This is a genomic window from Aeromonas sp. HMWF017, assembly GCF_003061465.1.
Taxonomy (GTDB): Bacteria; Pseudomonadota; Gammaproteobacteria; order Enterobacterales; family Aeromonadaceae; genus Aeromonas; species Aeromonas veronii.
Window position 1 is genome coordinate 8,345 of the sequence record NZ_QAJD01000069.1, and the last position, 7,558, is coordinate 15,902.

The window sequence follows — 7,558 nt, forward strand, 5'->3', positions numbered from 1 at the left end:
GCGAGCTGGATCACAAGGGGAGTGAATCCCTCAACCTGCCCCTTGCCGTCACCCTGGCCGATAAGGATGGCGATCGCATTGGTACCACGTTGCCACTCACTATCGTGGATGGTAAGGCACCGAGCTTTATTCCGGGCAAAGGCGTGTCCTTGGATGAGGGGGACCTCACCGGCAGCAACAGCCTGAGTCAAACCGGTCACTTCGATGTGCAAGCCGGGTCGGATCGGGTGGTCGAGGTGGCCTTTGCCGATGGCAGCCAGCAACCGGCGCTCACTGCACTTGGCCAGCCCGTCAAATACGAGCTGGTTGATGGGGACTCCGCCATCCCCGGTAGCCAGCTGATCAAGGGTTATGTGATGGTGGATGGCCAGCGGGTCGAGGTGTTTGAGGTCAAGCTGATTGGCAGCCTCGATCAGGCTGGCAAGAACGGGTTTGACTATCAGGTCACCCTTTATCAGGGGCTTCATCAGGGCTCTAACGCCGTGACCGAGCTGCCCATCAAGGTGATCGTCAACGACTACGACAAGGCGGGCGGCAACAACGACAGCACCAGCGGCACCCTCAATATCCAGATTGGGGAAGGGGAGAAACCAACCCTGACCCTGACCGATGTAACCCTCAATGAAGGGCGCTTCGATGGCGCCAACTCGGCCACTGATGACCTGCAGGCGAGCGGCAAGATCACCATCAAGGCCGACTCGGATCCGGTGACTGATGTGCGGCTGACCCTTTCCAGCCAGGTTATGGATGCCAGCGGCAAGCCCATCACCCATAACGGCGAAACCCTGACCTGGAAAGCGGTTGGCAGCGATGGTCACACCTTCCAGGCGGTGACCAGTGGTGGTCTGGTAGTGATGACGGTCTCCATTCCCACTGTCCCCGCCACCATCGCCGCTCACACCAGCGCAGAGATTGGTTATCAGGTGACGGTGCATACCAACCTGGATCACGGGGCGGATAACAAACTCAACCTGACCTTGCCGGTCGAAGTCACCGACAGCGATGGCAGCAAAAACCAGGGCACCGCCACTGTCACGGTGACTGATGGCATCAACCCGATCATATCCGCCATTGAACCGGTTCGGGTCGAGGAGTCTGATCTCGATGCAGTGAACGGTCAGCATCCGGGGACCACACCTGCAGAGAGTGGAGAAACCGGTAGTGGCAAGGTGACCATCACAGCCGGTTCGGATCGGGTTGCCTCCCTTGAGCTGGATGTGGCTGCATTCAATCAGGCCAATCACCTCACGTCGGGTGGCAAAGCGGTTACGCTGGCAGCACACAGCACCGGCTGGTATTTGGCTACGGCCGAGGGGGGCAAGCCCGTTTTCTGGGTCCACCTCGATGTTAACGGCAGTTACAGCGTCCATCTGGTCGGCCAGCTTGATCACGGTGCACAGGGCAAGGATGAGTTGACCATCGAAGTGCCGCTGTTTGTCACCGATCATGATGGCGACCGCAGTCCGAACGTCAGTGTGACCGTGACGGTACAGGATGACATGCCTATCGGCACTGTTCTGGCTCATACCCTAAGCGAGGGGAGCAGTACCGTGACCGGCGATCTGCTGCCTACCGCCAATGAAGGTGCGGATGGTGCCCGTGTCGAGTCGGTCACCATCAATGGTCAGACGTACGCCATCAATGGTTCTCTGACGCAGGATGTGATGAGCCCAGATGGCAAGCAGGTGATGGGGTCACTGACCATCTCCGCCGATGGCTCCTACTCCTTCAAACCTGCGGCCGGTTTCAATCACGACGCAAGTCAGCTCAGTCAGGTGGTGACTGCCCATCTGGTCGATGGCGATGGCGATCGTGCAGACAGCACACTGACCCTCAATCTGCAGGATGAAGCGGTGCGCTTTACTGTTAGCGCAGCTATTGGCAACGAAGATCAGGGGGCGCAAGACCCTAGGCAGGGTATCCCTATCGACATGCAGCTCGATATTGGCGACTTCGATCGCGGTGAGCATGTGGATCAGCTCCTGATCCAGGCGCCTACCAATGTCCATGGCACCTTCTATTACAACGGCGTTGCCCTCACCACCACGGCTGATGGCCTGTGGTTTATCGTGCCGCCAGCGGCCATGGTGACCAGTGACAATGTTCACTACACCACTCAGGGGGTGACCTTTGTGCCCTCAAGCAACTGGTCGAGCTGGAGCAATGGCGGTCAACCACTGCACTTCCAGGTGCAACTGCAGGTCGGCGTCACCGAAGGCGCGGCACCTGCGGCCGTAACGGGCGAGCTGGCTGTGACGGTGCGCGGTGTGGCCGACAAGCCGATGTGGGACACAGCCAGCACCACTCGCCACTATGACACCAATGAAGACAGTACAGGTATCAAGCTGGACGTCAAGGCGAGCCTGACTGACACCGACAACTCAGAGACGTTGACCTACCAGATCAAGCTGGAAGCGGGTAAGGGAACTTTGATGCTCAATGGTGCCGAGCTCAAACCAAATGGCAGCGGCATCTATACCGTTTCGGCTGGCAACATCAACAAGGTGACCGTGGTCCCGGCCAAGGATTTCAGTGGTGACATCAAACTCTCGATAACCCCGATCAGTACTGAGAAAGCTCCGGTCGCACCAGGCCTGAACAAGGCGTCAGGTGACCAGATTGAGCTGGTGATCAATGTCAAGCCGGTGGCGGATGACGCCAAGCTGACCATTCGTGATATTCAGGGCAAGGAAGACACCCCGCTCGATCTGGGCAGCAAGATCTCCCTCGCTCATCTGGACGACAAACTCGATGGTTCCGAGCAGATGTTTGTCCGCATCAGCGGCCTGCCTGCCGGTGCAACCTTGTTGCTGGGGGACGTTGCCGTGGCGCAGAACGCCGCAGGTTACTATGAGGTTCCTTTTGATCGGATTGGCGAACTCAAGCTGCAACCACCGAAAAACAGCAACGTTGATTTTGACCTCATCATCAAGGGGGTGGTGAAAGATACGGCGACCTTGACCGATGCTAGTGGCCAGACCCATTCCGTGGTCAACGAGAAAGAGACCGGTAGTCAGATACTCCATGTGGATCTGGTGGGGGTGGTCGATAGACCGGACTTTATCCTCAATGGTACCGACTGGACCCATGAAGGTATTGGCAAAGGCTACAGCATCACGGTGGCAGAAGATGGTCAGGCGCCGCTCAATTTCAAGCTGGTGTCCGGTGAGCTGGTTGATACCCCGTTAGATACCTCGGAAAGCCTTAACCTGGTGCTGAGTGGCCTGCCGGAAGGGGCCAGGGTATTTGATGCCAGCGGCAAGGAGCTGACGCTCACCTTTGCCGGACTCGATGCCCATGGCAAGCCGACCTATCAGGTCGATGTGTCGGATCTTGGCAATCTGGTGATCCAGCCGCCCCATAACAGCACAGAAGATTTGGACCTGATCGCCAAGGTGGTGGTGACCGAAAACGATGGTGATCACAAGAGCTTTGAGGTCCCCCTGCACATCAAGGTGGAACCGGAGATCGATGCCACCAACTACAGCAAGACCAGCCATGGCCTGGAAGATCAGTTTGTGGTGCTCGACTGGCATCCAGTGCTGAGCGATGGCGCCGAGAAGGTGACGCATCTTAGCCTCTCAGGTATCGAGCCCGGTTACGAGATCTGGATCCGAGTGGGTGGGGTCGAGACCCAGCTGACCGTGAATAGCGGTACGGTGGACTTGAGTGACACAGATCTGCAGAGCTTGTTAAACGGCGGCCAGCTGCTGGTCAAAGCACCGGAAGATAGTGACAGGGATACCACCATCCAGAGCCATGTCACCGTGACTCAGCGGGATGTGGACTCCACTGTAGTGGCTAACAAGGTGATTGATGGTCAGCTGCATGTCGATATCCAGGCGGTGGTGGAGTCCGATGGCAAGCTGGTGCAGACCGGCGGCCCGCTTGAGAGCCACCATGGGCAGGATATTCCCTTGAATGGCGTCTTCGTGTTCGATGACAGGGATCCGACCAGCGATGAAGTCATCGACTATCTGGTCATCAGCGATCTGCCACCCGGCTTCGTGGTGGTGGGGGGGATCAACGATGGTATGGGCAACTGGACTGTGCCGAGTAGTGCGCTAGGCAATTATTCTTTACACGCTCCCGATGGTTATCCTGGTGGTACCGTCACATTCAAGGTCAGTGCCAAAGTGATCGATCTGGGTGACAACAGCGAGGGGGATGTCAGCGCGCCAGTGTATCGGGAGCTGACCGTCCACGCCGAGTTTAGTGGCTCGACCAACTCTGGACAAATTGCGGCCGACGTCTATTTCGACAACGCCAGCCCCATCACCGGGGTGGAAGATCATCGCGTCAACTTCGGCACCCAGCTCAAGAGCATGGTAACTCTAGGGACCGCAGACATTGCTGACGACGAGCTCAGCATCGTGATTACCGGCCTGCCAGCAGGGGTCAATGTACAGGGGCTGACCTATGACTTCGTCAATGGCGAGTATCTGATCAAGCTGCCAGGCGGCCTCGGTGATCTCGACAAGTTGACCCTGACCCTGCCTACGGATTATGCCGGTGACAACCTAAGTTTCAATGTGCGGTTAGTCAACACCGATACGGTGAGCGGCGATACCAAGCTGGTCGAGAAGCAAGTCACTCTCTCCATTACTCCGGAAGTGGATATCAACGGTGGCCAGGATGGTCAGCCCGAGCTGACGCTGCAGGTCAAGGATGTGAATGGGGATGGTCAGCCGGACAATCTGGAAGACACCCACATTCACCTCGACTTGTCGGTCAAACTGGCTGATATCAGCCCGAGTGTGGCTGACGGTGGTCTCGAGACGGTGAAGGCGGTGACCATCACCGTCGATCCCAAATTCGGCTATTTCCTGGTCGGCAACCAGCAACTGACCACCCTGGTGGTCAACGATGTGGCGGCGCTTAAAGATCTGGTGTTTGTGCCCAAAGAGCACTTTAGCGGCAAGGTGCCGCTCGATATCCAGGTCGATATTCTGGATACCGCCACCACCGGCACGGCGCAAGCCAGCTGGAACGGGCATGCAGAATTTGAGATCAAGCCGGTCAACGATCCGGCCCAGCTTTCGGTGCACAGCGTCACGGGGAGCGAAGATGGCACGGTCAACCTTGCCGGATTTGGCGCAACCCTAATCGATAACGATGGCTCGGAGCAGATCGTCGCATTGCAGATCAAGGGGGTACCGGATGGCTTCACCCTGTCGGCTCCGGCGGTCAACAATGGCGGCGGCGTCTGGCAGATCCCGGTGGGGACCGATTTCTCCAAGCTGACCCTGATCCCGCCAGCTGATTTCAGCGGCACAGTGGAGCTGTCGCTGAGCGCCTTTACCCTCGACAAGGGGCTCACCATTCCGCTCGAAACCAGTGGCAGCTTTACCGTCACCGTGACGCCGGTAGGGGATGCCCTCATCGCCGATATTCAGGATCAGGCGAGTGGCACCGAGGGGGATGTGATCACCCTGGATCTGGGGCTGGAGACCCGGGATACCCAGCCAACCGGCGGCAGTGCGGGTAATGTGCATGAGAACAAGCCCGAGCAGGTGCGGGTCACCATCGAAGGGGTGCCTGATGGTGCCGAGATCCGCTTGCCGAATGGCGTGGCGGGGACGGTTGTTGATCTGGGTGGCGGTCGCTGGCAGGTGACCACCGAGGGGGGCAAGCTTGGCGCTGTCGAGCTGGTGACCAATGATGCCAACGGTGCGCTGGATCTCAAGATCACGGCCCAGAGCCTCGACAACGGCGCCCTTGGCCCTGTGGTCAATGGCACCATCCATGTGGAGGTGAGCCCGGTCAACGATGCGCCAATCAACGTATTGCCAACGACCCCACTGGTTGCAGAGGAAGATCAGCCATTCGTCATCTACGGCTTGCAGGTGAAAGATGTGGATGCGGGCAACAGCCCCATCGAGGTTCGCCTCTCGGTTGAGCATGGCACCCTCAATCTGGTAGCGGGCAGCGGGGTGACGGTGACCGGAAACGGGAGCGGGATGCTGGTGCTCAGCGGGCCGCTTGATGCCATCAATGCACTGCTGTCCGGTGGGGTAACTTATCAGGGTGAGCAGGACTTCAATGGTCAGGATCAGCTCACCATGGTGACCAATGATCTTGGCAATAGCGGCAGTGGAGGCGCGCTGAGCGATACCGACGTGGTAGCCATCGAAGTGCAGCCGGTCAACGATGCCCCGGTCAATCAGCTGCCTGGCAGCATGACGGTGAAGGAGGATGGCTCGCTGTCGCTCTCCGGCGTCAGCGTGAAGGATGTGGATGCAGGCAGTGCGCCACTCTCCATGGTGCTGCGGGTCGAGCATGGTGTACTGACCCTGCTGGGCGCAACTGGCGCCGTAGTTGTGCAGGGGGCGGGTACCAGCGAGATCACCCTGGTGGGGTCGCTGGCTGATCTCAACCAGTTGCTGGCAAGCAACCTGCACTATGAACCGGCCAAAGATTTCTGGGGAGAGGATACCCTTACCGTCACCACCTCCGATCAGGGCAACACTGGTGTGGGTGGCCCGCTGAGCGACACCGATCAGGTGACAATCACGGTTACTCCCGAGCCGGATATGCCGGGTCTGACGGTGGATCAGCATGCGTTCCATGCCTTGCAGGGGGCCGTTATCCCCCTTGGCATCAACGCCAGCGTGGTCAATCCGGCCACCGGTGAACTCTCCATCCGCATCAGCGGTCTGGATGGGGCGCAGGTGCAGGACGAGCATGGTCAGATCGTTGGTCATGCCGATGGCAATGGCGACTGGCTGATCCCGGCCGATCACTCGGTTCCGCTCTACTTCAGCGGTTTTGGCGACGGTGACCATGTGCTGGGGATCAGTGCCGAGTCGAGTGTCGGCGGCTCAACCGTCAGCACGCCCCTTGAGACCATCACGGTGCACGGCCAGAGTGGTCATGAGCTGGTCGGTTCCGATCAGGGGGATTGGCTGTTTGGTTCCTCCGGCGATGACCGTCTGCTGGGGGGCCATGGCAACGACATTCTCACCGGCGGGGCTGGCAGCGATCTCTTCGTTTGGCAGCACGGGGATGAGGGGCGTCAGGGGCAGCCCGCCATCGATACCATCACCGACTTCCATCCGGAACAGGGGGACAAGATCGATCTGGCTGACATGCTGCAAGGGGTCACTGGCAATGGTGTCGATGATCTGCTCAAGCATCTCTCAGCCTCGGTGACCACGGGAAGCAATGGCCTGAGCGATGTGAATCTCTCGGTGGCGCCAGCAGGGGATGGTCATGTGACCCAGCAGATCACCCTGAAGGATGTGGATTTGACCAGCTGGAATCTCACCAGCACCTCGTCCCACGATATCCTGCAGAGCATGCTGGAAGATCAACATAGCCTGATCATCCAGCACCCCTGATAGCGTGTGTGAAGCGTAAAAAAGAAGAGCCGGCAATTGCCGGCTCTTTGTTTATCTCTGCGTGGATTGTTTTTATACGGCCGCAAGGGCCGGGGGGATTCAGGCCAGTGCCTGGGCCAGCAGGTGGATCGGATGTTCACAGCGGAAGCTGGTGCTCATCTCGATCTGCCATTTGCAGGTTTCGCAATCTGTGATCACCAGATCGGGGGAGAGGCGGT

At 58.6% G+C, this 7,558-nt stretch carries 1 protein-coding gene; it reads left to right on the forward strand.

All coding sequences use genetic code 11. The features are described from left to right. The coding region (locus tag DBR30_RS07130) for a T1SS-143 repeat domain-containing protein (RefSeq protein ID WP_108588261.1) at nt 1-7,340 on the forward strand (7,340 nt) is incomplete at its 5' end. Nucleotides 7,341-7,558: the final 218 nt, after the last annotated feature.